This is a genomic window from Collinsella sp., assembly GCF_052346665.1.
Classification (GTDB): Bacteria; Actinomycetota; Coriobacteriia; order Coriobacteriales; family Coriobacteriaceae; genus Collinsella.
In genome coordinates this window covers 1-26,945 of the sequence record NZ_DAWDUX010000025.1, presented here as the reverse complement: position 1 = coordinate 26,945, position 26,945 = coordinate 1, and the positions used below count along the sequence as shown (strand labels likewise).

The window sequence follows — 26,945 nt, the reverse complement described above, 5'->3', positions numbered from 1 at the left end:
TGTCGATAACGCCCGACTCGCTCATCTCGAGGTACAGGTCGGTACCCTCGCGGGTACGCTCGCCAACGCCGGTGAACACCGAAGTGCCGCCATGCTCTTGGGCGAGGTTGTTGATGAGCTCCTGAATAAGCACCGTCTTGCCAACGCCGGCGCCACCGAACAGACCCGTCTTGCCGCCACGGATGTAGGGCTCGAGCAGGTCAACGGCCTTGATGCCGGTCTCGAAGATCTCGGTCTGCGTGGTGAGCTGGTCGAACGAAGGGGCCGGGTGATGGATCGGGTAGTACGCGTCCACCTCGGGCATCTCCTTGCCGTCGACGGGCTCGCCCATGACATTCCAGATGCGACCGAGCGTGCCCTTGCCCACCGGCATCTGCATAGGGGCACCCGTGTCGACGACCTCGAGGCCGCGCTGCAAACCGTCGGTGGAAGTCATGGCGACGCAGCGCACGACATCGCCAGGCAGCTGGCTCTCGACCTCGAGGATGGTGTTGATGTGGCCGACGGGCGTGTCCACGTCGACGGTGAGGGCGTTGTAGATGTTCGGCACGCCGCCCTTGAACTTAACGTCCACGACGGCGCCGATGATGCGCGTGATGCGCCCGACGCCCGCGGTGGGCGTGGAGTCCACAGCGATGGTATCTGCCATTAGTTCTCCTCCAATGCAGCGGCTCCGCCCACGATCTCGTTGATCTCAGTGGTGATGGAAGCCTGGCGTACACGGTTATAGGTGCGCGAGAGGTCGGCGATGATGGCGGTGGCGTTCTCCGTCGCGGAGTGCATGGACTTGCGGCGGGCTCCCTGCTCGGCTGCCGCCGAGTCGATCATCGCCTGATGGACGATGGTGAGGACGTAGCTCGGAATGAGCTTGCTCAGCACATGGTCAGCGGAAGGCACGAACTCGAAGGGCGACGACAGACCCGTAGGCGCCTCGTTCTCGTTCGCACGCGGGCCACGGGCGGTCTGCAGCACCAGCTGGTCGAGCGGCAGAATGCGCTCGAGACGAAGCGCCTGCTCCACGCGGTTCTTGGCATGGAAGTAGACGATGTCCACGCGGCCAAGATGCCCCTGGGAATACGCATCGATCACGTAATTCGCGACGATACGCGCATTCTCGATCGTGGGGTCGTCGGACTCACCGACGATTGCCATCACCTTGTTAGGGTATTTGCGGAAGAACTCCGTCGCCTTGCGTCCACAGGTGATGAGCTCGACCTCTTTCGCACCGTGGCGATAGAAGTGCTTGATGCGCTGCTCGGCGGCGCGCTCCACCTGTACGTTGTAGCCGCCGGCCAAGCCGCGATCGGAGCTGATCACAATCACCAGCGCTCGCTCGTAAACCTCGGGGTCGACGAGCAGTGGGTTGGAGACATCGACCGACGAATCCTGCGCAACGGTCAGCATGACGTCCGTGATGGCGGCGGCATACGGCTCGGAATTCTTCTCGCGCTGGAGCGCGCGAGCGATCTTAGCCGTAGCCACCATTTCCATCGTGCGCGTGATCTGCTGGGTCGTGGAGACCGAGTTGATGCGCTTTTTTATGTCGCGGAGGTTAGCCATGGGGCCTAGTTCTCTCCTGCTTCGCCGTCGAGCGCGGAGGCACTCGACGCCTGGGACTCACGGGAGGCCAGGAACTGACTCTTATAATCACGGATCGCCGTCTCGAGCTGGGATGCCATCGCATCGTCCATCTTGACGGTGCGGAAGCTCTCGAGCAGCTTGCGGTGGGCGCCCTCGAGGTAATCCACGAGGCCGTCACGGAACGGCACGACGTCGGCGAGGTCCATATCGTCCAGGTAGCCCTTGTTACCGGCGTACAGAACGGCGACCTGCTCCGTAACGTCCAATGCCTTATAGCGACCCTGCTTGAGGAGCTCGGTCATACGAGCACCATGCGTGAGCTGCTTTTGGGTAGTGGCGTCAAGGTCGGAGCCGAACTGCATGAAGCCGGCGAGCTCACGATACGACGCGAGATCGAGACGCAAGTTGCCCGCCTGCTGCTTCATGGCCTTGGTCTGAGCCGAACCGCCAACGCGGGACACGGAGATGCCCACGTCGACTGCAGGGCGCTGACCCTGGTGGAACAGTTCGGACTGCAGGTAGATCTGACCATCGGTAATCGAGATGACGTTGGTCGGAATGTACGCGGAGACGTCGCCATCCTGCGTCTCGATGATCGGCAGAGCCGTGAGGGAGCCACCGCCGTTCTCCTCGGAGAGCTTGCAGGCGCGCTCGAGCAGACGAGAGTGCAGGTAGAAGATGTCGCCGGGGTACGCCTCGCGTCCCGGGGGACGACGCAGCGTAAGCGACATCTGACGGTAGGCGACGGCCTGCTTGGACAGGTCGTCGTACACGACCAGGACGTGACCGCCGGGGTTGGTGGCGCTGGCGGGACGGCCGTCCTCGCCGTTGTACATGAAGTACTCGCCAATGGCGGCGCCTGCCATAGGCGCGATGTACTGCAACGGGGCCGAATCGGCAGCGGTGGCGGACACGATGACCGTGTACTCGAGCGCACCGTGTGCGGCGAGCATCTCGCGAATCGCGGCGACCGTCGAGGCCTTCTGGCCAATAGCGACGTACACGCAGATCACGCCCTTGCCGCGCTGGTTGATGATGGCGTCGACGGCGATGGCGGTCTTGCCCGTCTTACGATCGCCGATGATGAGCTCGCGCTGGCCACGGCCAATCGGGATCATCGCGTCGACGGCAAGCAGGCCCGTCTGCATGGGCTCGCATACCGGGGTACGCTCGATAACGCCGGGAGCCTTGAACTCAATGGGTCGACGCGACGTCTGGCCGATGCTGCCCTTGCCATCGATGGGCTGGCCGAGCGGATTAACCACGCGGCCGAGCATGCCACGGCCCACAGGGATGTCCATGACGCGGCCGGTCGTGCGGCACTGGTCGCCTTCTTTAATGGAATCGACCTCGCCGAACAGGACCGCGCCGACCTCATCGCGATCGAGGTTCTGAGCCAGGCCGTACACCGTACGGCCCGTGATGGAGCTCGTGAACTCAAGGAGCTCACCTGCCATCGCGCTCTTGAGACCGAAGACGTGGGCGATACCATCGCCCACCTCGGCTACGTGGGATACTTCTTGGGTATCGACGGTAGCCGACAGGTCGAACAGGCGCTGCTGTAGGACTTGCTCGATGTTCTCGGCAGTAATTGCCTCGGACATTGGCTATACCTCCGAATTCTTAACTGACTGAGTCATGACCTTTCGGGCCTGCTCAAGCTGGTGACGCACCGACGCGTCACGACGACGCCCCTGCGCGGAGATGATCAAGCCACCGATGATGGACGGGTCGACGCGCTCGATCAAAAACACGTTGCAGCCCAGGTCAAGCTCGCACTTCTGCGTGATCAGCGCGCGCAACTCGTTGTCGAGCGGCACCGCCGTGGTGACGGTCACGCCGACCGTCTGCTGGTCGCCATCGGCCATCTCACTGTAGAGATCGAGGACGTCGGCCAACTTGTCCAAGTCGCCATTGACGGCCATCTGAGACAGGACGGAAAGGACCTCGGGGCTCGCATCTGCCTCGGCCTTGAGGGGGGCGAGGTTCTCGTAGACTCGATCCTCGTTCTTAGCCGCCTCGAGCAGCGTGCGGGCGTACGTCTCGAGCTTGCGCTTTTCGAAACGCTCGCTGATATCCTTATCGACCATTGATGGTACCCACTTCCGCAAGGTACTTCTTGATGAGCTCACGCTGCTTGGCTTCATCGCTGGCGAGTGTGTCGTCCACGATCTTGCCTGCCACGGCGACAGAGACCTTGGCGATGGTGTCGGTGGCGGACGCAAGGGAGCGCTTCATCTCGTCATCAGCGCGATCGTGCGCCTTGGCGATGATGTCCTCGGCCTCCGCGTGAGCGGCGGCGACGATGCGAGCGCGCTCCTTCTCTGCGTCACCGCGGGCCTCAAGGACGATCTCGGACGCCTTGCGGCGCGCCTCGGCGACAATGGCGTCCGCCTCGTCGCGAATCTCGGCAGCCTCAGCCTTGGTGGCGTCGGCTTCCTCGATGCTGTCCTCGATCTTGTGCTCGCGGGCATCGAGAACGGAGATGACCTTGGGCCACACGAACTTGGCCAAGAGGAACCAGATGATCAGGAAGATGAGGAGCGCGGGAACGAACTCCGCCATCTTGGGGATCAGGATATCCGCGCCACCGGACTCGGTTCCCTCGGCAAAAGCCAAGGTGGGCGTGAGAAGCACCGAGGCGAAGGCCCCAAGCGCGACACCTGCGCGTTCAACGTTTTTCATGACTTCCCCCTCGGGACGTATCGCCCGGTACTCTTGCGAGGACCCGGCCTATTTGACAACCAGTGCGACGACGAAGCCGATCAGGGCCAGAGCCTCGGCGAAAGCCGAGCCCATGATGAAGACGGTGAACACGCGGTCCTGAACCTCAGGCTGACGCGCCATGGCGCTCGCAACGCCATATGCAGCGAGGCCGATAGCGAGGCCTGCACCGATAACACCAAGACCGTAACCGATAACTCCCACAATTCCTCCTTGAGATCGCGCGCCTTCGTGGCGCACCTTGATCACGATACCTATCTCAAGCGCACGGCTCGAACCGCACGCAGGGTACCCCTACACGTATGGCTAGTGCCCTTCGGCCTCTGCGCCCTGGATGTACACGGCGGTGAGAACGGTGAACACGTATGCCTGAATCACGCCGACGAAGATCTCGATGGCGTAAATCACAAATAGGATTGCCGCGAACGCAAGGGACGGCAGAGCGCCAAGGGCGTTGGCGGCGCTGAACTCGGCAATGAGCGGCTCCGCGAACAGCGAAACCATAAGCGCAAAGGAGCCCAGAACGATATGGCCTGCGAACATATTGCAGAACAGACGAACCGCCAGCGTGATGGGTCGCAGCAGCGTGGAGATGACCTCGATCACCCAAATAAGTATGTTGAGCGGGAACATGACCCCCTTGGGCGCGAGGCTTTTGATGTAGCCCCACACGCCGTGGTTCTTCATGCCCACCCAAACGAAGTACACGAACGCGACGAGTGCGAGGGCCGCGGTGGTGGAAATCGTGCCTGTACCCGGCTTCATGCCGGGAATGATGCCGATGATGTTGTTGACCACGATGAACATGAACAACGTTCCCAAGAACGGCAGGTGACGACGCCAGGACTCCTTGCCCAAGATGCCGATTCCCACGTCGTTCTCAAGGTACTCGATCACAAATTCGATCGCGTTGGCAAACCTGCCGTGCGGAACTACGGCGACGCGCTTGGCGAACGCGAACATAATGACGAGTAAGACGATCGAAGACACGATGAGCCAGAATGAATACTGGGTCACGCCGTGCATCAAGTCGCCCACGACGGGTATCGAGCTGAAGCTCGACACGAGGTGGTTGATCTCGCCCGGCAGCTTCTCAAACGCTTCCATGCGCTAACCCTCCTAGAGTCAGTGACTCATCGTTTTGGCGGCAAGTACCGCCCACATGACCAGGAACCCCATGAGGAACCCGACCGCGACCACCGGCAAGTCCTGCGGAACGGACATCCAAACCAAGGCAAATGCCGCCATGGCAAAAGCAAAGGAGACGCCCAGTGCGGCCATCCCCCTGCTTACCGTTGGCTTAAGGCGCCCCGACCGCGCCAAAAGCACGACCGCGAATAAGGGGGCGAACGTTGCGACCCCTAAGCCCATCCCAACTGCAAGCATCGGCTACCCTTCCGCTGCGGGACATTCACATGGAATGCGCGTGCCACAAGTTCCAAACCTGCACATTCATGCAGTTTGATGCGGCAACGCACGACCTTGCGAATACCAGTGCTTCGCAGTATATCGCTCAATAATCCCCGCGCAAGTAAAATCGTACAACCGGATGATGTTTATGGACATTTGTTCACAATACGACATTCGTTCATTAAATTTGAGAACATATTGGGGCGTTTGTTGTTTATTTTAACCCAAACAAAAACGCGGTGCGCCCTCAAAACGCACCGCGTTACCGAACCGAAACGTGCCCCAATGGCGCGCGCGAGACCCTACAGAGTGCCGAAGATGCGGTCTCCGGCATCGCCGAGGCCGGGAACGATGTATGCCGCGTCGTTAAGGCCCTCGTCGATGGAACACGTGTACAGGCGAACATCGGGATCGTGGTCGAGCACCGTCTTGATACCCTCGGGGGCGGCAACCAACACGAGCAGACGCACGTCCTTCACGCCTTGACCGCGCAGGTAGTCAATCGCCGCCGTGGCGGAGCCGCCCGTGGCGAGCATGGGATCGACCACCAAGCACGTACGCTGCTCGGCGTCGGCGGGAAGCTTAGCGTAGTACTCGTGCGGCTCGTGCGTCACTTCGTCGCGGTACATGCCCACATGACCAACGCGGGCAGCGGGGATGAGCTCAAGTAGGCCGTCCACCATGCCCAATCCGGCACGCAGGATCGGAACAATGGCAACCTTGCGCCCAGCGATCTGCTTGCCCGTGGTGGCGCAAATCGGCGTCTTTACGGGAGCATCTTCGAGCGGGAAATCTCTCGTGGCCTCATAGCCCTCAAACAGGGCGAGCTCCTTAACGAGCTCGCGGAACTGTTTCGAACCGGTGCGCTCGTCGCGCATGATTGTCAGCTTGTGCTGGACGAGCGGATGGTCAACCAGCGTGACGCGGCTGCTGTCAAATGATACGGACATATCGTCCTCCCTACTATCTAGTCAAGCGCCATGACCTTGGCCACGCGGGCCTCATGACGACCGCCTTCGAATTCCGTCTCGAGGAACGTCTTGACAATCTCCTTGTTGACCTCGACATCGACGAAACGGCCCGACAGGCACACAACGTTGCCGTTGTTGTGCTGGCGGAACAGCTCGGCGAATGGAACCGACGTGATGGACGAGGCGCGAACGCCGGCTACTTTATCGGCGGCAAGCGCCATGCCGATGCCGGTGCCACACACCAGCACGCCGCGATCCGCCTCGCCGGCCGAGACCGCCTGCGCGACCTTCACGGCATAGTCGGGATAATCAACGGAAGCATCGGAGTCGGGGCCCATATCGGCGAGCTCGCAACCCAGCTCCTCGGTCAAGTAGCTCGCCAGGGCTTCTTTTTGTTCAAATCCACCATGATCGGAGGCAATGGCGACACGCATCGTGCACGTCCTTTCAACTGTTGAATGCAACGGTTTCACTCTAGCAGGTTCGAAGGGCGCGTGCGTCCTTAACGTGAACGGGCACGCGCGACCGCATCGTGCCATCCGGAAAGGTTGCGCGCCACAACCTCTTCTGACGCGAATGGGTCGAACCTCTTGCCGGGCACGCGATTTTGCTCCAATTCGTCGAGGTCTTCCCAATATCCCACCGCAAGGCCGGCGAGATATGCCGCACCGAGCGCCGTGGTCTCGACGTTCTCCGTTTGCACCACGGGTATGCCCAGAAGGTCGGCCTGGAATTGCATGATAAAGTCGTTGCGCGAAGCTCCCCCGTCCACCGAAAGTGTCTCTATCTTCACGCCCGCATCGCGCTCCATGGAGCGCAGTACGTCAAAGCTCTGGTACGCCATCGACTCGCACGCGGCACGCACGAGCGTGGCGCGGTCGCTCGCGCCCGTCAAACCGCAAATTAGGCCGCGGGCATCAGGATCCCACCATGGAGCTCCCAAGCCGCTGAATGCCGGAACCAGATAACAACCGCCGTTGTCGTCAAGATGACGGCACAGGTCGGACGCCTCCTTGGTGCTGGAAATCAAGCCGAGTTTATCGCGCAGCCATTGCACCGTCGTGCCAGCGTGGAAGATGGACCCTTCGAGGGCGTAGGAGATCTTGCCGTCATGGGCGATGCCGATGGTCGAGACCAAACCATGTTCGGAGGCAACGCACGCCTCGCCGGTGTTCATGAGCATGAAACATCCGGTGCCGTAGGTGTTCTTGGTGCAACCGGGCTCAAAACAGCAATGGCCGAACAGCGACGCCTGTTGGTCACCCGCCACGCCCGTGATCGATGGCCCGTAGGTCATAATCTCGTTCGATACGCTCCCGTAACCATCTGAACTCCAGCGCACCTCGGGAAGCATAGAGCGCGGAACGTCCAGCATCTTGAGGAGTTCATCGTCCCATTCGAGCGTGTGGATGTTGAACAGCATGGTGCGACTGGCGTTGGTGTAGTCGGTGGCGTGAACCGCGCCTCCCGTGAGGTTGTAGATGAGCCACGTGTCGATGGTTCCGAACATCAGCTCTCCCGCATCGGCAGCGGCGCGGGCGCCATCGACGTTGTCGAGGATCCACTTGATCTTGGTACCCGAGAAGTACGGATCGGGCATGAGTCCCGTCTTGCTCCGAATGGTGTCCGACATACCCTCGGCGATGAGGGCGTCGGTGATGCCGGCGGTACGGCGGCATTGCCACACGATGGCGTTGTGGATGGGTTGACCAGAGTCGCGATCCCACACCACCGTGGTCTCCCGCTGGTTGGTAATACCGATTGCCGCGATGCGATCCGAGTGGATGCCGCTTTTGAACTGCACCTCCATCATGACGGCAATCTGAGAGGCGAGGATCTCCATAGGGTCTTGCTCGACCCATCCAGAGCGCGGATACATGGTCTTGATGTGGCGCGACGCCTGGGCAACCACGCAGTCGTACTCGTCGACGATGATTGCGCGCACCGATGTGGTCCCCGAGTCGAGCGCCATGATGTAACGGCCGCCCAAGGGCGTATACGTGCGGTCAATCTTCCCGAGGTCTTTGAGCGAGAGCGCCATTGGATGGCCTTTCTATGAGAGTGCCCGGCGCCCCTGATTGGAGCACCGGGCACAATACATGCCATTAGCATTGTTTCACGGGCACGGAGTCACCACCATGGCGCCTGCGGCCCATCCGATAGACGGGGCAATCAGTCGGTCAATGCACACATTTGGTGGGTGAAAGGCGTGGGCCTACTTCCCTCCTCTGCGGCGAACAACCATCGCGATACCGGCGATGACCACGATGGCGCCAAGGGCTCCCAGCGCGATGACGGGGATCAGCGAGGAATCGCCCGTAGCCGGCAGACCGCCATTCGGCTTGGTCTGGGGAGAACCGGTGCCGGTATCGGCACCGTTGCCAGCGCCGCTGCCGCCGTTGTTTCCGCCGCCACTGCCACCGTTTCCGGATTCGCCCTTGAGTTTCAGTCCATCGCGAGCCGCCTTAAGGGCGCTCACCAGCTGCTCAGCCTCGGCCTGGGAAAGATTGTCTCCCTTCTCGAGCCCAGCCTTGGCCGCGGCGAGTGCCTCGCCATATGCCTGCCAGGTCTCATCCGTGTACGGCGAACCATCCGTGATCGCTCCGTCCACAAGCTCGGAGAGCTCCGTGCCCGTGTACTTGAGGACCGGGCTGTTCAGCGCGGTCTCGATAGCGGCCTTGAGGTCCTCAACTTGGTCGGCAGTCAAGCTCTCGGGGTGCGCAATCGCATCCTTCGCCTGCTCGACGGCGGCATTCAGCGCATTGATGGAGTCGGTGGTCCAGGCGCTCGTGTCCTGCTGGCCCGCGGCATCGACCGTCTCCTGTAGCTCGGCGATGAGGTCGGAATCCACGCCGGAAAGCGCACCCAGCAGGTAGATCTCGGAAATCTGGGGCGTCGTGCCCTCAGCCCACTCGAACACGAGGTCCTTCACCGCGGTGTACTCCGCGAGCGCGCGACCGTTGTTCTTGAGCTTTCCGAAGCTGAACTCCTTGAGCACCTTGTTGTCGACACCCAGCTCGACCGTCGTGGTCGTGCTGTACGTATCGTCGGTGTAGAGGACCGCCTTCACCGTCACATTGCTCGGCTTGCCATGGGAGACGATGCGGACGCCTTGGAGCGGCGTGCCATCGGCCTTGAGCGGAGCGGACACATGGTACGTGAGCGAACCGGCCTCGGATCCTTGCGGTGTCCATGCGGTAAGCAGGTTCTTGTCGATGAGGTTCTGCGGGGTCTTGCCCTGCTGCTCCATCACTGTGGACTCAAAGTCGCCACCGGCATAGGTGGAAACGTATGCCCCCTTGTTGATGCGCAGCTCACCGATCTCGACCCAGCGATTCGGATAGGCCCCGGTAAAGCGGATGCGCAGGTAACGACCGCTCAGGTCGAGGTCCTTCGCTTCGATGAACATGTTTCCGGGGGTCTCGCTGGAGTGCGTGAGCCAGCCGGCTTCCTTGGCCGTCGACTGTGTTCCGGGGTCGGCGATCTTTCCATCGCTGTTGATGTCGAGGACGAGCTTCCAATCCGCGTCCGCGGCGTCGGGCGCATCGGCGACCTCAACGACCGCATTGCGGATGAAATCGAGGCTGGCCTCGGGCACGAAGTACTCAATCGAGTTGATCGTACGGGCCTGACCCAAATCGAACACGACGGTGCTGCCCTTGGCAGGAGCACCGGAAGACTTGGTGGCCGTGGTCACATCGCCGTCGAAGACCCTGGAGGCATCCAGCGTCTGATTGCCGGGAAGATCGCTCTTCACCAACGTGGGCGCAAGGGAGTTGAGATAGGAGCCCTCAAAACCCTTGATGGTCACGGTTGCCTTGTCTCCCATAGCGCGGAAGCCCACATAGCGTGCGCGCTCCACGTTGGAGCCCTCGACAGGAATCCACTCAAGACCGTTCTGAGAATACACAGCCTCGGCGCTGGAGAGCGTCTGCTGGTCCAGGTTGGCAACCTTGATGTCGCGGCGGATGGAACCGAGGTCGAGCGCGAACACATCGCCCTTCGTGGGGAGGGCCACCGCGCCGTCGGTCGTCTTGAACGTGCCGTCACCCACACGAGCGGTGAGCTGAACGTCTGCTAGGTCGAACGAGGCGTAGAAGTTGTCCTTGGTGTAGGAGAACTTTTCGAACGCCTGGAGCTCAAAGAGCTGGAACCAATTCGCCGTAGCCGCGGTGGCAACGACCTTGATGCCGGTGGCCTCGACGCGGTTGAAGGTGGCCGTTTGGTCTGCCGCGCTGCCGAGCGTGGCAATCTCGGTCCAATTGCCGTCCTGCTTGGGCTGCTCATCAGTGGTGTAGTAGAGCTTGGAAGCCGTGAAGCGGTCGCCCTCGCCCTGGAGCATGCGTACCGAGTCGATGAACTTGCTCTCGCCGAAGTTCAGCATGACCCAGTCGTTCGCGGCCGTGTTGCGGCTGCTCCAGAACTGCGTCGAATCATTACCGTCGATGGCACGATCAATGCTGTTTGTGGTATACACGGGCATGTTGGTGGAAATGGCCTGCGTAGCCGCGGACATGCCGCAGGTCGCGTGCAGGTCGGCCACGCGCCACCAAATCTTCTTGTCCTTGTTGTTCACGACCTTGATGGCCTTGGCCTCAACCGGGGCACTCAGCTTGACGACCTGATTCGTCTCACTCGTGATGGCACCGGCCGGCTGCCAGGCACCATTGGTGTCCTGATAGTACGCCGTGCCCTCGTCGATGACATCGCCCGCCTGGCTCACGCCCTGCTGGAACACGATGGCATCGATGGTCTTGGGCATGTCGAACGTAACGATGACGGCCGCGTCCTTGACGGTACTGTCGTCCTTGTTCGGCTCGGCGGCCTTGTGCGTGAACCACGCCTCGGTGTCCTTGCCGTCGGAGGCGTTCTGCAGCGGCTTGGAGGTATCCGCCGTTTCTTGTTTAGCGAGCGTTACCGTACCGGTGAACATGCCGCTCGTCTCGACCTTCTGGTTGACCATGATCTCGTTGATGGTGGGCCAAGCGTCGAGCTTATTATCGCGAACGGCAACCAGGCGTACGCCGTCGACCTGCTTGAGGCCAAGATCGGTCACCGCGACGGTGCTCGTGGTGTATTCCTGAGCATTCGGAACGTCGCGCCACTCACCATCCTTGAGATACTGGACCTTGCTGCAGTCGAAGAAGTTCTTGCCGGTGCCCTGAACAAACGTCACGGTATCGAGGTCGAACGGCTTGGTCTGCATCATGCCAAAGTAATCGTCCTTGGATACCTTGTTCGGAGAACGATACTCGGCACCCGTGGCGGGATCACCGTCAAAGACGGCATCTTTGCTGCCCTCGGGCGTGTCGGTTCGGTTGGTCACCAGCTTGGTTACCACCGCGTCCGGGTCAGCGGCGAGTGTTGCCTTCTCAGCCACATAGTCGTTCAGCGCGTTGACTGTGGGCGTGATGTACGCCTTGCCCACGCGAGCCTTCTCGTAGTGGTCGATGTACCACAGCTGATTGTTGTTCGCGGCCTCGAGCGCTGAGGTGCCCTCGGCGAACAGCGTGATGAGCTCGTTGGCGCTACCGCCGATGGAAGCCTTGACGGCATTCAGCTCGGTGATGGCGGCACGGGTGATGCCGTCGAATGTGTCGACCCAGGGCGTCATCTGCTCAAGCATCGCCGGAGTGCCCGCCTGCTCGCGGAACGTCTTGGAGTCCTTCTGGATCTCCTCGAAGACGGCGATCATCTTGTCGCAATCCTCGACAGTCACCGTGTCGGCGGTGAGCTTGGCAACGAAGTCGTTGAGCTCGTCCTTGATATCCGCGGACTCGCCGTTCTCCCACGTGGCGCCACCACCGTACATGCGCTTCATATGCACAGAGAGGTCATGCAGCGCGTTAGATCCCTCGGTGGGAATCGGCGAATTGTGATCGATGTAGCTAAAGGAATTCTCCCAGGTATCATCGGCATGGGCCTCGGACTCCCAGAGGTTCCAGGTGAAGTCCGCGTTCATGAAAATGCCCTGCTTGGAAGGCTCGGACTGCTGCATGGGGTTGATGACAACGCCCTTGACCTGGCCCGGCTTAAGGTCGGAACCCAGGAAGTTGTTGTGGCCACCCATATGCAGGGCGTCCTTGTCGTTATCGGAGCAGGGCCAGTTGATCCACATGAAGGGAGCCACGCCGGAGTTCTTCTGGAACGTCGAGGCGAAGCTGTTGTCGATCTTGCCCCACACACGTCCACCGGTATTGATGACCTGGACGTTCTCGGGAAGCTGGCTGTACCAATCCTCGCCATTACCCATGTAGTTCACCGGGCAGAAGATGAGCGTGTCCTTAAGGCCGGGATACTTGACCGCACCGTCCGTATTCTTGGCCTTCTGCTGCTCATGCAGCCAGTCGGTCATCTCTTTGCAGAGTTTGATGTACAGATCCTTGCCCTGGTTGCCCGCATCGTCCGCCAGAATGGCGATCTGGCGAACCCCGTGATCCATAACCTGGGTGAATTTCTGCTTGAGAATCTTCACGGACTCGTCGTAGTTCGCAGGCGTGATCGGGTTGCTCATGAACGGGTGCAGTGCGAAGACGAAGCGGCACTTGGACTCGTTGCCCGCCTTGGCAAGGGGCTCGATCTTGTCGCGCAGCTCGTCTTCGGTGTACAGTTCGCGCCACTTGGCGTTGTGCTTGGGATCGTCCTTGGGCGCGTAGAAGTAGGCATTGAGCTTATAGTAGCCACCCCACTCCATCAGGTTCACGCGATCCTCGGTGCTCCACGGGTTTCCGTAGTAGCCCTCGATAAAGCCGCGTGTGGTCACGTCCGCGTAATCCGAGGCAGTAAAGGCGCGAAGCGTCTTGCCTTCTACCTGCTGGAGGATTTGATACAGCGTCGTAAGGCCATAGTATGCGGCGTCCGTATCCTTGCCCAGCACGATGATCTGGTTGGAACCCGTGCTGCTTGCCGGCAGCGATGCCAGCATGTAGCTATCGGTCTTGTCGAACAGGCCGTCCGTATAGGAGAGCTTACCCTCCTTTACGAGCTTCTCAACATGACTGTCAACCGCACCCTTGGAGCCCTTAATACCCACAAGCAGCGATGTTTCACTGTCGCTTGTGGGAACCGAAGCGCCCTGAGCGGCCTTGAGCCCTTTGAGGTCGAGCGTCTCGTTCATGCGCGTTACGGTGTCCGCATCGATACCATCCTCGACAACCGTGGTGATGGTGTCGCTGAGTGGAACCTCGCCGTTCGCATATGTCACCGTGTGCGGCGTCGGGTAGATCTGGTAATCCCCTTCAGCTGCATGGGCGATTGCGGGCGATACGCTCAGGCCCACGACTGCACACGCGCAGGCGATAGCCTTCGCAATCTTCCATCGTATTCCTCTCGCCATCCATTTTCCCCATCTCGTTCAACGGGCACTCCGCTCGCTCGAGACAGAGCCATCCCTTTGTACATAACGCATCAATCTTCCCGTAGGAGGCTGCTTCCCCCGTTCGCGATTTGGCGAGCGGCACCTTATCGAGCGTTGAACGGTTCAGCCTATCTCTTTTATGTGGATTATTGTTTCCGCTGGTATTTACTATTGAGTACCAACCTAGTGGGATAATCCACGTTCACCCGCGAGGGGGTTCGTCGCGCCGCTTGACGCCGGCAATCGCCGTTGCCAACCCAAGACCACCGAGGACGACAATCGACAGCATCGATGCATCGCCGGTTCCCGGCAGCGTCGTGCCCGGCTTGTTCGCGCCGGCGTCACCCGCGCCAGAACCGGTGTTGCCACCACCGGGGCTCACCGGCGGGTTGGGATCCGTATCGGGATCGACCGGGGGCACGGGATCGGGATCGGGGCCGTGATCGGGCTGGGAAGCCTTGTTCACCGTGACGGACAGGACGGCGTCGCGCTCGCCATAGGTGACCTTGATGTCGACCGTGCCCTCCTCATCGAAGACGGTCCCGAGCGCGGGATCAAAGGTGAAGTCGGCCTTGGTGTCCTCGCCGTATGCGACGTGTTCAATGTCACCGTTGCTGTAAGAAAGCTCAAGCTCCATGCCGGCCGGGTCGAACGCCTCACCCACGGTGTAGATACGCTTGGCGGGCTGCGTCTCCACCGCAATGCCCGTAAGCGTACGGCCGTTGAGTTCGATGGTGAAGTCATGCTCAATTGTGCCGGAGTAGTCACCAATGCCCTCTATAAGCACCTTGGCGGTGCCGGCAGCAGTGTTGTTTTGGAACGTGAGTAGGTAGTCCACACCATAGACGAGCACCCGCTCGCCATCGACGATCCGCTCATCAAACTGGTCGGCGAGCACCGGATGATCCGCGTCAACGCGATCGACCTTAACGACGCTCGGAAGGTCGGTCTGCAGCGTGTTGAGATCAACCGTCTCGGCGGTCTTGCGCAGACGAATCTCAGCGGCGGACATGAAGGTCGTACTTTTATCGGCTTTGTCGGTCAGAGACTTCTCGGCCTTGAAACGGAACTGGCCGGCCGTTACCGGTTCGTCGAACTGGGCGATCTGCCACGAGCGATCGTTCGTATCCCACGTTCCCTCGGCGCACTTAACCCACTCTTCATCAGCGCCGTTGCGATACCAGATGGAGTACTCCTCAATGAGGCCATTGGGGCCCTGCTGGCGGGGCAGATACCTCAGGGCTTCAATACTCGTCGGCTCCTCGAGCGTCATGTCAACATAGAGCTCATCTTGCGGAGTGCCGCTCCACAAAGAGTGGTAGATGGAGTCGTGATCGCCATCAAAGGCGAACTTGATCGGGCCTTCCTTGCCGCTTTGCCCCTGCTCGCTCGATGCCGTGGGCGTCATGTCCCCAACGGGGTAGTCGCGCGCATCATCATCGGTCCCAAGGTCCGGCGAGACCGTGTCGGAGCCAAGGTTGATGACAAACTCACCGGTCTTGGCGTGGTCCTCGGACTCGAGCAGGATCTTGATTTGGTTCTCATAGGCGGGATGGTGACCGCGGCATTGTCCTTGCCGGCGGCGGCGACGTCGGCCACAATGGCGCGCGTGTCATAGCTGCCCGAGGCAAGAGCACTCGCCGACAGATCTTTACCATTCACGTTGAGGCTCTTGAGCGCGGCTTCGGCTCCCACCGGGTAGGAAGTGGTCGCCTTGATAAGTTCGACCTCGGTAATCATAGTGCAAGGCTTGTTGCTGCCCGTGTCGGTTGCGGTCGAGTTCACAATGTTCATGCGAACGAACACGGCCGTGACCGGTTCAAAGTCATAGGTGTAGAGCCTGACGTTGGTGCTTGCGTCGGTCTCGGCAATCGTCTCGCGAGCCTCGACCTTCTTCCACGATCCCTCGCTACCGTCCTCGGACACCTCGAACGTGACGGTATTCGCATCGGGATACCTGCCGGACCCCCCATCCCTGCCAAAGTACACCTTGATCTGACCGAGCGGCTGCTGAGTTGCATAGTTAAAGGTCAGCTTCGATTCCCGGTGACCGTCCTGAGCCCACTGCCAATTCGACCAGCAGCTCTGGTTCCTGCCACCGCCCGTGTTGGCGTCCATGGTGGTCGACCCGTTGCGAATCGCCTCAAGGGTGTCGGACGTCTTATTCTCGGGAATATCCTGGGTGAGCGTCATCGCGTCGGGGGCGATGTTGGTGCCCAGGGTGATGTTGCCCTTCTGAACGCGGACGGTCGCAGTGACCGGCATGTCCTTGCCGAACACGCTCGCGTGACCTTCGATTACGACCTCACCGGGCTCTGCGAAACGCCCAGCCTCCGGCTCATCCCACGTGACAGGGAAGCTTGCGTTCATGATCGTACCGTCGGGCATGATGGCCGGACGGGAGGCAGGAAGCACGGGCTCGCCCTTAACCGGAATGGTGGTCGAGTAATTGCGCAGCGCAACGACCTCGTCAACGATCGTGACGATAGCACTGATCTCGGTGTTGGCAACGGCACCCTTGACGGTGAACGCACCAGGCTGAGTAAGCTTCTCCTCGTCGATCGCGTTCCAGCTGACCTCTTCCTGCGAACTCGAGCCATCCGTGTAACGAACCTCGACCTGGGAGGGAAGCGTAACGGACGCACCCATCTTCACATAGTGGTACCGGGAATAGACCAGGGCATCGACTTGCTTCTGCTCGGACGGCTGGTCGGCAACCTTTTCAACCGGAATCTCGACCGTTGCAGGCGTGAGACCATCGGCGCTCACCGTCACCGTAACCGTGCCCGCATTCTTTGCAGCGCGCACGATGCCGACGAGCTGACCGGCATGGGCAGCGCGATTGTCGTCGCGGAACGACTGGTGATCAGCCTGGACGCCGTTGTCAATGCCGGCGAGCACGCCCGCACCCTCAACCGTGAAGGTAACCTTGTTCTTGGCCGTGGGAACGATGACGCCATTCTCATCCTCAACGTTCACGGTGAGATACGCGAGGTCGGTGCCGTTGGCCTTCATGGCGGTACGGTCCACGTCAACCGTCAATTTGGCAGCCGCGCCGGCCGTCTTCACGCTCTTGCGCCCGGCCCAATTCTCGGTGGAAACCTCCTGACCCTCGTCGTTGTACGCCTTAGCGGAAATGGTGCCATCGGCATAGGGAACGTTCCAGGTGAGGTAGAGGTCCTCATGAGTCGGGGTCTCGGTGCCGTCCTCGCCCTTATAGACGCGGTAGGTGTACTTTCCACCCTCGGACGTGACCTTGCTCAGTTTCTTCTTACCAAGGCTGCGCGCCTCACCACCATCCGCCGGCGTGAAGAACAGCTCGACTTCGGCCGCATCGGTGTAGACGACGACCTCGACCTGCTTGTCATTGCCCGTCGTCATGACCGCGTTCTCATTCCACGCGGGCAGGATGTGGAGGGTGTTGACGTTGTCGTTCCACTGGCTCTGATAGAAGTAATACGAATCTTTGGGCAGGCCGGCGGTATCGATGATGCCAAAGTAGGAGCTCTTCGGCGAGGGCCATGCGCCCTGCGCGCCGGGGACGGTGCCGTTTGAGGGCGTGGGTTCTCCCAGATAATCAAAACCGGTCCACACATATTCGCCAGCCATAAAGTCGTTGGTGATGATGTCGAACCACGCCTTGGAGGCGGTGTGACCCCACGACACCGCGGACTTGTCGTACGACGTCAGCAACTTGTCGGCGTTGAGCCTGTTGCTGTCCTTGGTGGTGTACACGCCACGGCTGTTGGTGGCAGAAGCGGTCTCGGATCCGTAGAGCTTCCACGTGGGGTGCTTTTGGTGAACATCCTTGTACCGGTTACCGTCCATATAGTTGAAGCCCACGATGCCGCCAGCATCGGCGATGCCGGCCGGGTTGAGCTCGGTCGCCTGCTCGCCGCCTTTGAACTTGTTATCGCCCGTGGTGATGGGACGTGTGGTGTCAACTGCCTGCGCCCACGTAATGAGGTTCTTCTGCACCTGCTGAAAATTCGCAATGCCGCCCGTTCCCTCGGTCATCTCGTTGCCAAGGGACCACATGATGACGGACGGGGCGTTGATATCGCGCTTCATGGATTGCTCGAGATCAAACTGGGCCCACGTTTTTGAGGCCTCGCCGTCGATGAGCTCGCTTTCGCCCATCGCCTGATTGAAGAAGCGGGAATAGTCGTTGCGGTTATCGTTCTTCGCGGAAGTCCAGCCGTCGAACATCTCGAGGACCAGCAGCATGCCCTGCTCATTGCAGATCTCGGTGAGCTCGCGAGAATGCGGGTTATGGGTGGCGCGGATGGAGTTGCACCCCATGTTCTTGAGGAGTTTGACCTGGCGCTCGAGGGCGTCGTGTGTGTCCACGGAGCCGAGTGAGCCCTGGTCATGGTGCATGCAAACGCCCTTGAGCTTCATGCCCTCACCATTGAGGGAAAACCCCGTATTGGCATCGAAGTTGAAGAAACGGTACCCGAAGTCAACGTCATACGAGTCGACGACACGATCTTCCTGCTTGATCTCGGTGCGAACGGTATACAGGTTAGGATTATCCAGGGTCCAGAGCTCGGGGGCAGCCGTGGTGATGGCATCCTGCTCGACCGTTGCGCTTGCGCCCGCAGCGATGTTGGTGGCAGCGCTCTCAACGCGGGCAATTGCCTGCTCAGGAGTGCCACCACGGGGGATCACCGTCTGCACGACCTTGGCGGAGGCGTCTTTGTTCCCCTTGTTGGTGACGACGGTCTTGAGATGAGTCTTCACCTGGGTTTTGTTGGAGTCGGAAAGCTCTGGAGTGGTCACGACTACGCCATCGCGATCGACGTGCACGGGATCGGTGATCACGAGATCGACATCGCGACCGATACCCGATCCGGAATACCAACGGCTCGACGGCGTCTGATGGTTCACCTTTACGGTGATCGTGTTGGATTCACCGAACTTAAGGTACTCGGTGATGTCGTACGAGAACGGCGAGTAGCCATAGGGGTGGTTGCCAAGCTGGTGACCGTTGATCCACACCGTAGAGTCCATGTACACGCCATCGAAATCGATACGGACCGTCTTGCCCTTGAGGGCTTCGCCCACCGTGAAGCTCTTGCGGTACCAGCCGATACCACCCAGCTTGTAGCCACTCTCGGCCTCACCGGCGGTGGTGTATTCCTGATCGATGCTGTAATCATGCGGAAGGTCGACGTTCTTCCATGCGGAGTCGTCGAATTGCTCGCCCTCGGCGCCACTTGCATCGCCAAGGTAGAACTTCCAATTCTCATTGAAGTTCTGCGTGCGCACGGACGAATCGCTCACGGTGTTGATGTAGACGAGCTCGGGCTCCGAACTCATCTGCGTCGACGACTGCGATCGAACGTCGGGTGCGATTTCGGCCCAAGCTTGTGCGAGCGGTGCAGTTGCGATAAGGGCACCTGCGGCGAGCGCGCAGACAAACTGGCTCCTCGTTCGTCCATGAGTCAGACGTGCCTTCATTCATATCCCCCTTCGCCTAAGGGGCTCCGCCTCGCGGCAGGACCCACCTACAGATAGCGACATTCAAGGAAGGATTTTCACATGGCTCACATCGGACTCGCCATTCAACTCACATGAACGGTGAGTTATTGGGGGCTGAATGGTATTTCCCCTGCTCAAACGGTATACATTGGTCTCTTTTCTTAACTACCACTTGAGTGGGTTGTCAACCATCGGCCGCAACGGAAGCTACGCCAGAGCCTCGTATATGTCTTTTGCGGCAAGCGCCCCCTGGCGAAGGATCGTCACCTCTCCGCCCTGTACGGCTACGATGGTCGACGCATCCCTGCACGGGGTCTCCCCCGCATCGACGGCAACATCCACCCCGCTCAAGATGCGTGGCTCTACTTCGACGAACGAAGTTGGTGCGGGTTTGCCATGCGTGTTGGCAGATGTCATGGCGAGCGGAGAGTCACAGAGACGGATCAGCTCCTGTACCACCGACGACGCCGATGCGCGCAATGCAACCGTGCCGTCAGATGCGCGCATGAAGGCTGGGACTCGTGGTCCCGCAGGCACAACAAGGGTGAGGGCGCCGGGCCAGAATGCCGCGGCAAGGTCGCGAATCGCCTGCGGCACATCAACTCCGTACTCATCAAGCGCCTCTGCCCCCGACACGAGCCAGGGAACCGTCTGGGCGGTATCGCGGTGCTTAAGCGTAAAGATGCGTCCGTACCCCGTGGCAGACGGCGGCATTTCCCCACACGCGGCGTAAGCCCGAACCGCAACGCCAACGCCATACACCGTCTCGGTGGGCACCAACGCGAGGGCGCCCGAACTCATTGCCTCGGCGGCGACCCCGAGTAGCTCTCCATCGGGCGCGGGCACGCCTTCGCGCGCTCCCCCTGCTGTAACGCGGTACACCTCGACCATCATCGCCCTCTCTCGCTGGTTCTACCTCTTCGCAACGAACACGTACTCTTTCAGTCTGCCGAGCGCTTCTCTCAAACGCTCAGTGGGCAGCGACAAGTTCAACCTGATCGCTTAGGGTCTTGCTAAAACCCACGTACGTCGGTGCGTGAACAAGCACGCTGTCACCGCGCGAGCAGAGAACCGCAAGCGCAGAGCCAACGCCACCCAGCACGCCGTATTCGTATGCGATGTGCTCCGGGCGCATGCCAGTCACGCCGTTCCGCTGCTCGTGCCAACGGACAATCGCATCATAATAGGCGGGCGAAGGGTCAAAGCAACCAAAGCACGGATGGTCGACGCGTTCATGCAGGGCGCGGGTGACCGAAGATGCGGTCGCAAAACTCATATCGGCAACCCACATGGGAATGATGTCGAATCCCTCTGCGACCTCTACATCAGTAGGACCCAGTGAACCCCCACGTATCGCCGCCTGCGCGTCATACGCGATGGCGTCCTTGCCTGTCCTGTCGATTGCCTCGGTAAAGTTGAACATACATCCCTCCAGCTGCTACTTCTTTTGCTGCGTCTATTAGCCTATTGCCACCTGATCCAACGGCTGAATGTCCTGCAGGTCAGCCTCAAGGGCTGTTCGCGCCTCTTCGACATCGTATGCGACTTGCGCCCTGAGCCAGTATCCGTCCGTTAAGCCAAAGTACCGGCAAAGGCGCAAATCGGTATCGGCCGTGATACGACGACGCCCCAAGACAATCTGCCCGATCCTTTGAGCCGGAATACCTGTCGCCTTGGCCAGTCGATACTGCGATATCCCCAAAGGCTCGAGAAACTCCTCTTTTAGAAGCTCCCCCGGTGTAACAGGTGCCAAGTCGCGCGCCATTTCGTCTCCCCTCAATGATGGTAGTCGACGATTTCAACGTCTTTTGGCCCTGACGGGGTCCAGGTAAAGCAAACCCTGTACTGGTCATTCACCCTTATGCTGCATTGACCAGAGCGCTTCCCCGTCAAAGCCTCAAGATGGTTACCGGGAGGAACTCGAAGATCATTAAGGCTGCCGGCAATGTCTAGCTGCCTCAGCTTTCGCAGAGCGATTCTCTCGAACGGAGCAAATCTGAGCACGCGAAGGCCCCTCGCCAGCCTCTCGGTATCTTTGTCTCGATACGATAGAATCATAGTAACGCCCTTCGTTAATAACGTCAAACGTTATTATTTGCAATCACTACTGATGCAGACACTTGATTCTCTCCGCGCGTCACCGCGAGATGCCGGCCTACACGCGAGCGAGGATGATGCGGGGGCGATTGGTAAGATCGTTGACGACACGGACCTCACGCATGCCGGCGGCGCGGCACAGGGAGGCTGCCTGGTCGAGGTGTCCCTCATAGAGCTCGCATGCAAGAAGTCCACCGGGCTTGAGCATGTGGGGGGCGGCATTCACCAGACGCCTGAAGATGTCCAGACCATCTTCCCCGCCATCGAGAGCCAGAGCCGGCTCATAATCCGCCACCTCGTGCGGAAGGTTACCCATCACCGATGTTGGAATGTAGGGGGGATTCGACACCAACACATCGAACGTCCCCCACTCAGTCTCACGATTGAGGGGCGAGACGAGGTTGCCCAAGCGCACATCCACAACATCGGGCGCAATACCCAACGCGTCACGGTTGCGGATGGAAAGGTCGACAGCGCGCGGCTCTATGTCAATCGCAACACAGCACGTATGCTCCGGGCGCTCGGCGGCGATGGAAAGCGAGATGCACCCGGTTCCGCAGCCGACTTCCAGCACACGAGCCACCTGCGATGCAGAATCATCGTCATCCGACGTGTTCACACCGTTTGCGCTCGTGGCGCCCAATGCGCCCTCCCCATCCCGAGGAACGGCGGTTTGCAGGCCCACCTCATCGCCAGAATCACCAGAATCTCCGGCCTCAAGCTCGGCATCCTCTTCAAGCGCCGCGATGTCCTCCTCCGTGAGCTCGCGTTCGACAAGGCGATCCTCGCTCTGGGCTGCCGCCGTTGCCAACTCCGCTTCGCGCGCCGCCTGAATCTCGGCGTTCCATGGCAGCTCAACACGGCTGCGCGGCCTGCATGCAGCAGCACCCAAAACGTCGGCATCGATGTACTTGAGGGTTTCCTCAACCAAAAGCTCCGTTTCGGGACGCGGAATGAGGACGCCGGGGGCACACGCAACGGTGATGGTTCGAAAATCCGTCTCCCCAATGATGTACTGCAGCGGTTCACCCTTGGCCCTGCGTACCACGGCGCTATGCATGCGAGCAAGCTCCTCAGGCGACATGGGCTTGTCGAAGCTCATGTAGATCTCTGTCCGTGAGAGCCCCGTAACCCCGGAGAGAAGCCACTCGGCAGACAGGCGCGGACGCTCGTCGCCCTTATCTCTCAGGTAGTCGCGCGTCCAATCCAGACACCGCTTGATGGTCCAAGTCTCGTTTGGCATCTCGGCCCCCGTCCTCATGTATTGCTCATCCGCGATTCTACGGCACGGCCGTCGCCCACCTTTCGGAAATGGCAAATTACAGCATATCCCGGCCAAAGTCGTTCGTAAGGCAGAGAACTTCCGGCAAGACCATGCACACATCAAACAAGGGCGGCTTGCAAACAAACCGCCCTCACACACGCTATATGGTTGTGACGCGATGGCTTATACGGCCTCGGCCAACTTTGCTGCACGGTCGGCGGCGGCGAGCGCGTCGATGACGCCCGCGAGCTGGTCGCCCAGCAATACACCGTTGTACGTGGAGTTATAGCCGATACGATGGTCGGTCACACGGTCCTGCGGCAAGTTGTACGTGCGGATCTTCTCCGAACGGTTGCCGTGGCCGATCTGCGCGGAGCGCTCGGCACCAAGCTCAGCCTGCTGCTTCTCGAGCTCCATCTCGTACAGACGAGCGCGGAGCATCTGCATGCAGACCTCGCGGTTCTGGATTTGAGAGCGCTGCTCCTGGGACTGGACCACGGTGTTCGTGGGCAGGTGGGTGATGCGAACCGCCGAATAGGTGGTGTTGACGCACTGGCCGCCAGGACCGGAGGCACAGTACGTGTCGATGCGCAGGTCGGACTGGTTGATCTGGATGTCAATCTCATCGGCCTCGGGCAACACGGCAACGGTCGCGGTGGACGTCTGGATACGGCCCTGCGACTCCGTCTTGGGAACACGCTGGACGCGGTGCACGCCCGACTCATACTTCATGACGGAGTAGACCTTGTCACCCTCGACCTTGAACTCGATGGACTTGAAGCCACCCGCCTCGGATGGGCTGGAGTCGAGGACCGTCATCTTCCACTTTTTGGACTCGATGAAGCGCTGGTACATCTTAAAGAGGTCGCCCGCAAAGATGGCAGCCTCGTCGCCGCCCGCAGCGGAGCGAATCTCGACAATGGTGTCCTTCTCGTCCATCGGATCACCCGGAATGAGCATGATCTTGATGTCTTCCTCGAGCTGGGGGAGCTTGGCCTCGTTCTCGGAGATCTCCATCTGGAGCATCTCCTTCTCGTCGGCATCGCTGGCATCGTGCAGCATCTCCTTGGCCACCTCGATGTCATCGAGGGCACCAAGGTACTCGCGAGCTGCCTTCACCAAGTCAGTCTGGTGCGCATATTCCTTGTTGAGGCGCGTGAATTCCTTAATGTCGCTGGCAACGGCCGGGTCGGAGAGCTTCTTCTCGAGCTCTTCGAAGGCGATGATGATTTTCTCAAGCTTGTCGCGCATGATGGCTCCTTGTATACGCGTAGGAATAACGGGGGCGCCGATGGTTTGATCGACGTGCGGGATGAGTTATGCCGGACAACGTCCAAGCAAAAATGCAGGCGTAGCTAGAGCTTATCGAGCGCGATGTGCATGGTTCCTCCTATAGTCTGCTGGATATGATACCCAAAACGCGCGGCGGCGGATAGCAGAAACGGGCCGCTGCCATAGGACAGCGACCCGTCTGAAGCACGTGTGTCTCGTGCGGTCTATGGGTTACTCGGACTTACGACGCTTGGCGACGATGACACCCGCAACAACGGCGGCGGCACCAGCGACGCCCAGGGCGACCATGCCGATGGCGCTCGTATCGCCCGTCTGGGGAAGCCCGTTTTGGGGCTTTTGCGCGTTGGTGGTGGAGCTGGCCTTCACCCAGCCTCCGTAAAGCGTCATATCTGCCGTTACGACATCCTTGTCAAAGTTCCACTCGCCAGACACGGACCCGTCGGAAGCCTTGACCTTAAACCAGCCAACGAACTTCCACCCTTTGTACGTGGGGTCGGCAGGACGGGTAAGCTTGGAGCCCGGCTCAACCTCTTGCGTAAAAGAGGAACCCGCACCGGTCTCGAAGGTGACCGTGACTTTGTCAACGGGCTCGGGAGCGACACCCGAATCAACCAGCTTAACCTTGAGCGTGAAGGGCGCGACCCCAGAGGAGGCCTGTGATGCATCCGCCTCTTTTTCAGCACTGAACTCAAAGGAGAATTCTGCCGAAGTGTCGGCTGCCGCGATGGCCTTATTCAGGGCCGCGAGGTTAGCGGTGTCCACCTTGATGGCGTAGCCACTCTTCTCGACATCCACGTTCATGCCCATCAAAGCTAGAAGGTCGGCTTCGGTGATTTCCTTACCAGATGCCACATCGTAGACATACACGCCGTCGACGACCTTGTCGGCGTTCGGAACCAGCTGCGCACTCACGGCAACTAAGTTGCCATCCTTATCAAGCTGCAGTCCGGAGCCGGAGACGATGAACCCGGCAGCGGGAGGCTCGCCCACAAATGTGCCGCCGGAGATGGCAATATCGCGGCCGACCGTAGTGCTTTCGCCTTCCTTGACGAAGTACAAGACGGTCGCGCCCTTTTCGCTCTCGAAGGTGCCGCCCTGGATATCCAGAGAGATGTCGCGATCGTTATAGCCGCTTTCCACGTAGATGGCTGCACCGGTCGAAATCAGATTGCCAGAGGGACTGCCGTCGTAGTAGTCCTCGGGGTTTTTCTTCTCGCCGGTAGCCTTAATATGGGTATCGCCCTCCGCGACAACCGAGCCACCCTTAATGGTGACGCCGCTCTTGGCCTCAATGGAGGTGTCCTCGATAGTCAGCGTGCCGGACTTCGGCGGCCAGTACACTGCGGTGGTCTCGCACGTGATATTGCAGTTCTTGAGCGTCACGTTCTGGTTGGAATTGAGTCCCTGAACGCCAATGGCCTGGTCAACCGTTTGAAGCGTAAGGTCTTCCAGCGTCACGGTGATGTTGTCATTGGTGGCGTAGGTATACAGGCCGTAGCTGTCCTTGTTGGTGTTGACGATTGTGCCGTTTTTTACCGCAAGAGTCACATTGGACGCAGACACCGATATGGTATCAGCGCTGTCGAGCGTGATGGTATGACCCGCCAAGTCGATGGTCGCCTTGGTACCGGCCTCGGTGATGTTGATGTACTTGTCTTTGCCAGCAGAGACCTGATCAGCGCCCAAATCGCTCAGAAGGGTGACCGTGCCGCCATTTTTGGCAGCCGCGATGCCCTCTTCAAGCGTGGCGAACTTCTGACCGTTCACCTCAACAGCGTAGACCTTGATGTCCTCGGTCGCACCAGGGTTGGCGTTTTCCGCAGCGGCAGGCGTTGTGTAGTAGACCTTCTTGCCGTCCTTCTCGACGAACGCACCCGCGCCTGCGACGGCGTCGGCCTCGCTCACTACAGAAACGGATCCCTCTTCGTTCACCAGCATGGCGCTGTCGTCGGCCAAAACAGCACCGGGAAGCTCGGTGTTGGACGTACCGCCCTTTACGAATCCAGTGCAGTCTTCGCTATAAATCGCCTGCGATGCATCGGGTGCGTTGGTCTCGAGTGCGCCACCCGTGACGGCAATCTTGACCTGCTCGATCGCTTCGGGATCGTTCTTTTGCGGATTGCTCTCATGCAAGGCGTAGGTTCCGGAAATCTTCGCGTTGCCTGAGATCGTAACGTTGATGGGTTGCTTCGTGGCGTGCTGAGCAATCGCGATACCCGCTCCGGACGACGTGCTGCCGCTACCGTTGGGGCTGGACTCCAGCGGGCCGATGCCTGAAATCTGGGCGTTTCCCGACACGGTAAGCTCGCCCGCACGAATTTCGATACCCGTACCTCCGGTAATGGTGCCGCCGGTAATGGTGGCCGTGCTATAGAAGGCAGGCAGGTAGAGCGCGGGGGCATCCTCTGCGGTGGACGTGATGGTACCGCCCGTCATGACGAAATCAACGCCACCGATACCTTCGGAGCCGTTGGTGCTAAATCCGAATATTCCCGCCTGGATTTCTCCGCCGGAGATCTCGACCTTCGCGCTGTGCTCGGTTCCGTTTCCAAGAGCGCAGATGCCGTAGTCCGCCTTGATGGTGCCGCCCTGTAGAAAGACGTACGCATCCGTATCGTCCTTGGTGGTGTAGATGCCGTACTCGGGAACCTCGAGCGTGCCGCCCTTCATGACCACCGAGCCTTTGGACCCGGTCACAATACCCAGCGAAAGCGTGCTGCCGACCTTGTTGACCTTGAGCAGACCGCCGCCTACGGTGTCATCG

Annotated in this window: 20 protein-coding genes and 1 pseudogene; all 21 read right to left on the bottom strand. The window is 60.1% G+C overall.

Annotation, left to right across the window (positions count from 1 at the left end; all coding sequences use genetic code 11):
* Positions 1-649: pseudogene (locus ACT8II_RS05990) on the bottom strand (F0F1 ATP synthase subunit beta); the annotation flags it as partial.
* On the bottom strand, positions 649-1,560 hold the full coding sequence (atpG, locus tag ACT8II_RS05985) for an ATP synthase F1 subunit gamma (protein ID WP_302742896.1): 912 nt from the start codon (positions 1,558-1,560) through the stop codon (positions 649-651). The gene atpG and the pseudogene ACT8II_RS05990, both read right to left, overlap by 1 nt.
* A gap of 5 nt (positions 1,561-1,565) precedes the next feature.
* Positions 1,566-3,185 carry a F0F1 ATP synthase subunit alpha gene (gene atpA / locus ACT8II_RS05980; protein WP_118654402.1) on the bottom strand — a complete coding sequence of 540 codons (1,620 nt, stop codon included), beginning with the start codon at positions 3,183-3,185 and terminating at the stop codon, positions 1,566-1,568.
* Positions 3,186-3,188: 3 nt separating this feature from the next.
* Positions 3,189-3,671, bottom strand: coding sequence for a F0F1 ATP synthase subunit delta (locus tag ACT8II_RS05975; RefSeq protein ID WP_118654401.1), 483 nt, complete (start codon positions 3,669-3,671; stop codon positions 3,189-3,191).
* On the bottom strand, positions 3,661-4,266 hold the full coding sequence (atpF, locus tag ACT8II_RS05970) for a F0F1 ATP synthase subunit B (RefSeq protein WP_443813328.1): 606 nt from the start codon (positions 4,264-4,266) through the stop codon (positions 3,661-3,663). Before atpF ends, ACT8II_RS05975 begins: the two co-directional genes overlap by 11 nt.
* A 48-nt stretch (positions 4,267-4,314) precedes the next feature.
* The gene (locus tag ACT8II_RS05965; protein ID WP_118654399.1) at positions 4,315-4,509 is read right to left on the bottom strand and encodes an ATP synthase F0 subunit C; all 195 of its coding nucleotides are present in this window, start codon (positions 4,507-4,509) and stop codon (positions 4,315-4,317) included.
* Between the two features lie 102 nt (positions 4,510-4,611).
* Positions 4,612-5,412: a F0F1 ATP synthase subunit A gene (gene atpB, locus ACT8II_RS05960; RefSeq protein ID WP_294123595.1), complete on the bottom strand. Its 801-nt coding sequence runs from the start codon at positions 5,410-5,412 to the stop codon at positions 4,612-4,614.
* An 18-nt stretch (positions 5,413-5,430) separates the two neighbouring features.
* Positions 5,431-5,586 (bottom strand): hypothetical protein, encoded by a 156-nt coding sequence (locus ACT8II_RS05955; RefSeq protein ID WP_233546250.1) that lies wholly within the window; start codon positions 5,584-5,586, stop codon positions 5,431-5,433.
* A gap of 431 nt (positions 5,587-6,017) precedes the next feature.
* Positions 6,018-6,665 carry a uracil phosphoribosyltransferase gene (gene upp / locus ACT8II_RS05950; RefSeq protein WP_118654396.1) on the bottom strand — a complete coding sequence of 216 codons (648 nt, stop codon included), beginning with the start codon at positions 6,663-6,665 and terminating at the stop codon, positions 6,018-6,020.
* A 17-nt stretch (positions 6,666-6,682) separates the two neighbouring features.
* Positions 6,683-7,120 carry a ribose 5-phosphate isomerase B gene (gene rpiB / locus ACT8II_RS05945; RefSeq protein ID WP_118654395.1) on the bottom strand — a complete coding sequence of 146 codons (438 nt, stop codon included), beginning with the start codon at positions 7,118-7,120 and terminating at the stop codon, positions 6,683-6,685.
* Between the two features lie 68 nt (positions 7,121-7,188).
* Positions 7,189-8,727, bottom strand: a complete 1,539-nt coding sequence (gene glpK, locus ACT8II_RS05940) for a glycerol kinase GlpK (RefSeq protein WP_118654394.1) — start codon at positions 8,725-8,727, stop codon at positions 7,189-7,191.
* A 174-nt stretch (positions 8,728-8,901) separates the two neighbouring features.
* A complete protein-coding gene (locus ACT8II_RS05935; protein WP_443813325.1) occupies positions 8,902-14,022 on the bottom strand; it encodes a beta-N-acetylglucosaminidase domain-containing protein in 5,121 nt (1,706 codons plus the stop codon).
* A 223-nt stretch (positions 14,023-14,245) separates the two neighbouring features.
* Positions 14,246-15,451 carry a discoidin domain-containing protein gene (locus tag ACT8II_RS05930; RefSeq protein ID WP_443813323.1) on the bottom strand — a complete coding sequence of 402 codons (1,206 nt, stop codon included), beginning with the start codon at positions 15,449-15,451 and terminating at the stop codon, positions 14,246-14,248.
* Positions 15,448-19,506 carry a sugar-binding domain-containing protein gene (locus tag ACT8II_RS05925; RefSeq protein ID WP_443813321.1) on the bottom strand — a complete coding sequence of 1,353 codons (4,059 nt, stop codon included), beginning with the start codon at positions 19,504-19,506 and terminating at the stop codon, positions 15,448-15,450. Before ACT8II_RS05925 ends, ACT8II_RS05930 begins: the two co-directional genes overlap by 4 nt.
* Positions 19,507-19,734: 228 nt before the next feature.
* Positions 19,735-20,421: an L-threonylcarbamoyladenylate synthase gene (locus tag ACT8II_RS05920; RefSeq protein ID WP_302742881.1), complete on the bottom strand. Its 687-nt coding sequence runs from the start codon at positions 20,419-20,421 to the stop codon at positions 19,735-19,737.
* A 76-nt stretch (positions 20,422-20,497) separates the two neighbouring features.
* On the bottom strand, positions 20,498-20,950 hold the full coding sequence (locus tag ACT8II_RS05915) for a hypothetical protein (RefSeq protein WP_294159158.1): 453 nt from the start codon (positions 20,948-20,950) through the stop codon (positions 20,498-20,500).
* A 36-nt stretch (positions 20,951-20,986) separates the two neighbouring features.
* Positions 20,987-21,292: a HigA family addiction module antitoxin gene (locus tag ACT8II_RS05910; protein WP_118654391.1), complete on the bottom strand. Its 306-nt coding sequence runs from the start codon at positions 21,290-21,292 to the stop codon at positions 20,987-20,989.
* 11 nt (positions 21,293-21,303) lie between these two features.
* Positions 21,304-21,585: a type II toxin-antitoxin system RelE/ParE family toxin gene (locus tag ACT8II_RS05905; RefSeq protein WP_302742877.1), complete on the bottom strand. Its 282-nt coding sequence runs from the start codon at positions 21,583-21,585 to the stop codon at positions 21,304-21,306.
* Between the two features lie 97 nt (positions 21,586-21,682).
* Complete coding sequence (locus tag ACT8II_RS05900) at positions 21,683-22,867, bottom strand: N5-glutamine methyltransferase family protein (protein WP_407496138.1); 1,185 nt, start codon at positions 22,865-22,867, stop codon at positions 21,683-21,685.
* Positions 22,868-23,071: 204 nt separating this feature from the next.
* Complete coding sequence (gene prfA, locus ACT8II_RS05895; protein WP_118654388.1) at positions 23,072-24,139, bottom strand: peptide chain release factor 1; 1,068 nt, start codon at positions 24,137-24,139, stop codon at positions 23,072-23,074.
* 252 nt (positions 24,140-24,391) lie between these two features.
* A partial coding sequence (locus ACT8II_RS05890; RefSeq protein WP_443813317.1) for an InlB B-repeat-containing protein occupies positions 24,392-26,945 on the bottom strand: 2,554 nt, incomplete at its 5' end.

What these genes read in the sequence shown, in the direction of transcription:
- ACT8II_RS05905 (WP_302742877.1), bottom strand. Translation starts at nt 21,585, where the DNA reads ATGATTCTATCGTATCGAGACAAAGATACCGAGAGGCTGGCGAGGGGC.
- upp (WP_118654396.1), bottom strand. Translation starts at nt 6,665, where the DNA reads ATGTCCGTATCATTTGACAGCAGCCGCGTCACGCTGGTTGACCATCCG.
- atpB (WP_294123595.1), bottom strand. Translation starts at nt 5,412, where the DNA reads ATGGAAGCGTTTGAGAAGCTGCCGGGCGAGATCAACCACCTCGTGTCG.
- glpK (WP_118654394.1), bottom strand. Translation starts at nt 8,727, where the DNA reads ATGGCGCTCTCGCTCAAAGACCTCGGGAAGATTGACCGCACGTATACG.
- atpG (WP_302742896.1), bottom strand. Translation starts at nt 1,560, where the DNA reads ATGGCTAACCTCCGCGACATAAAAAAGCGCATCAACTCGGTCTCCACG.
- ACT8II_RS05925 (WP_443813321.1), bottom strand. Translation starts at nt 19,506, where the DNA reads ATGAAGGCACGTCTGACTCATGGACGAACGAGGAGCCAGTTTGTCTGC.
- ACT8II_RS05935 (WP_443813325.1), bottom strand. Translation starts at nt 14,022, where the DNA reads ATGGCGAGAGGAATACGATGGAAGATTGCGAAGGCTATCGCCTGCGCG.
- ACT8II_RS05920 (WP_302742881.1), bottom strand. Translation starts at nt 20,421, where the DNA reads ATGATGGTCGAGGTGTACCGCGTTACAGCAGGGGGAGCGCGCGAAGGC.
- ACT8II_RS05930 (WP_443813323.1), bottom strand. Translation starts at nt 15,451, where the DNA reads ATGACGCCCACGGCATCGAGCGAGCAGGGGCAAAGCGGCAAGGAAGGC.
- rpiB (WP_118654395.1), bottom strand. Translation starts at nt 7,120, where the DNA reads ATGCGTGTCGCCATTGCCTCCGATCATGGTGGATTTGAACAAAAAGAA.
- atpA (WP_118654402.1), bottom strand. Translation starts at nt 3,185, where the DNA reads ATGTCCGAGGCAATTACTGCCGAGAACATCGAGCAAGTCCTACAGCAG.
- ACT8II_RS05975 (WP_118654401.1), bottom strand. Translation starts at nt 3,671, where the DNA reads ATGGTCGATAAGGATATCAGCGAGCGTTTCGAAAAGCGCAAGCTCGAG.
- ACT8II_RS05915 (WP_294159158.1), bottom strand. Translation starts at nt 20,950, where the DNA reads ATGTTCAACTTTACCGAGGCAATCGACAGGACAGGCAAGGACGCCATC.
- ACT8II_RS05955 (WP_233546250.1), bottom strand. Translation starts at nt 5,586, where the DNA reads ATGGCCGCACTGGGCGTCTCCTTTGCTTTTGCCATGGCGGCATTTGCC.
- ACT8II_RS05900 (WP_407496138.1), bottom strand. Translation starts at nt 22,867, where the DNA reads ATGCCAAACGAGACTTGGACCATCAAGCGGTGTCTGGATTGGACGCGC.
- prfA (WP_118654388.1), bottom strand. Translation starts at nt 24,139, where the DNA reads ATGCGCGACAAGCTTGAGAAAATCATCATCGCCTTCGAAGAGCTCGAG.
- ACT8II_RS05910 (WP_118654391.1), bottom strand. Translation starts at nt 21,292, where the DNA reads ATGGCGCGCGACTTGGCACCTGTTACACCGGGGGAGCTTCTAAAAGAG.
- atpF (WP_443813328.1), bottom strand. Translation starts at nt 4,266, where the DNA reads ATGAAAAACGTTGAACGCGCAGGTGTCGCGCTTGGGGCCTTCGCCTCG.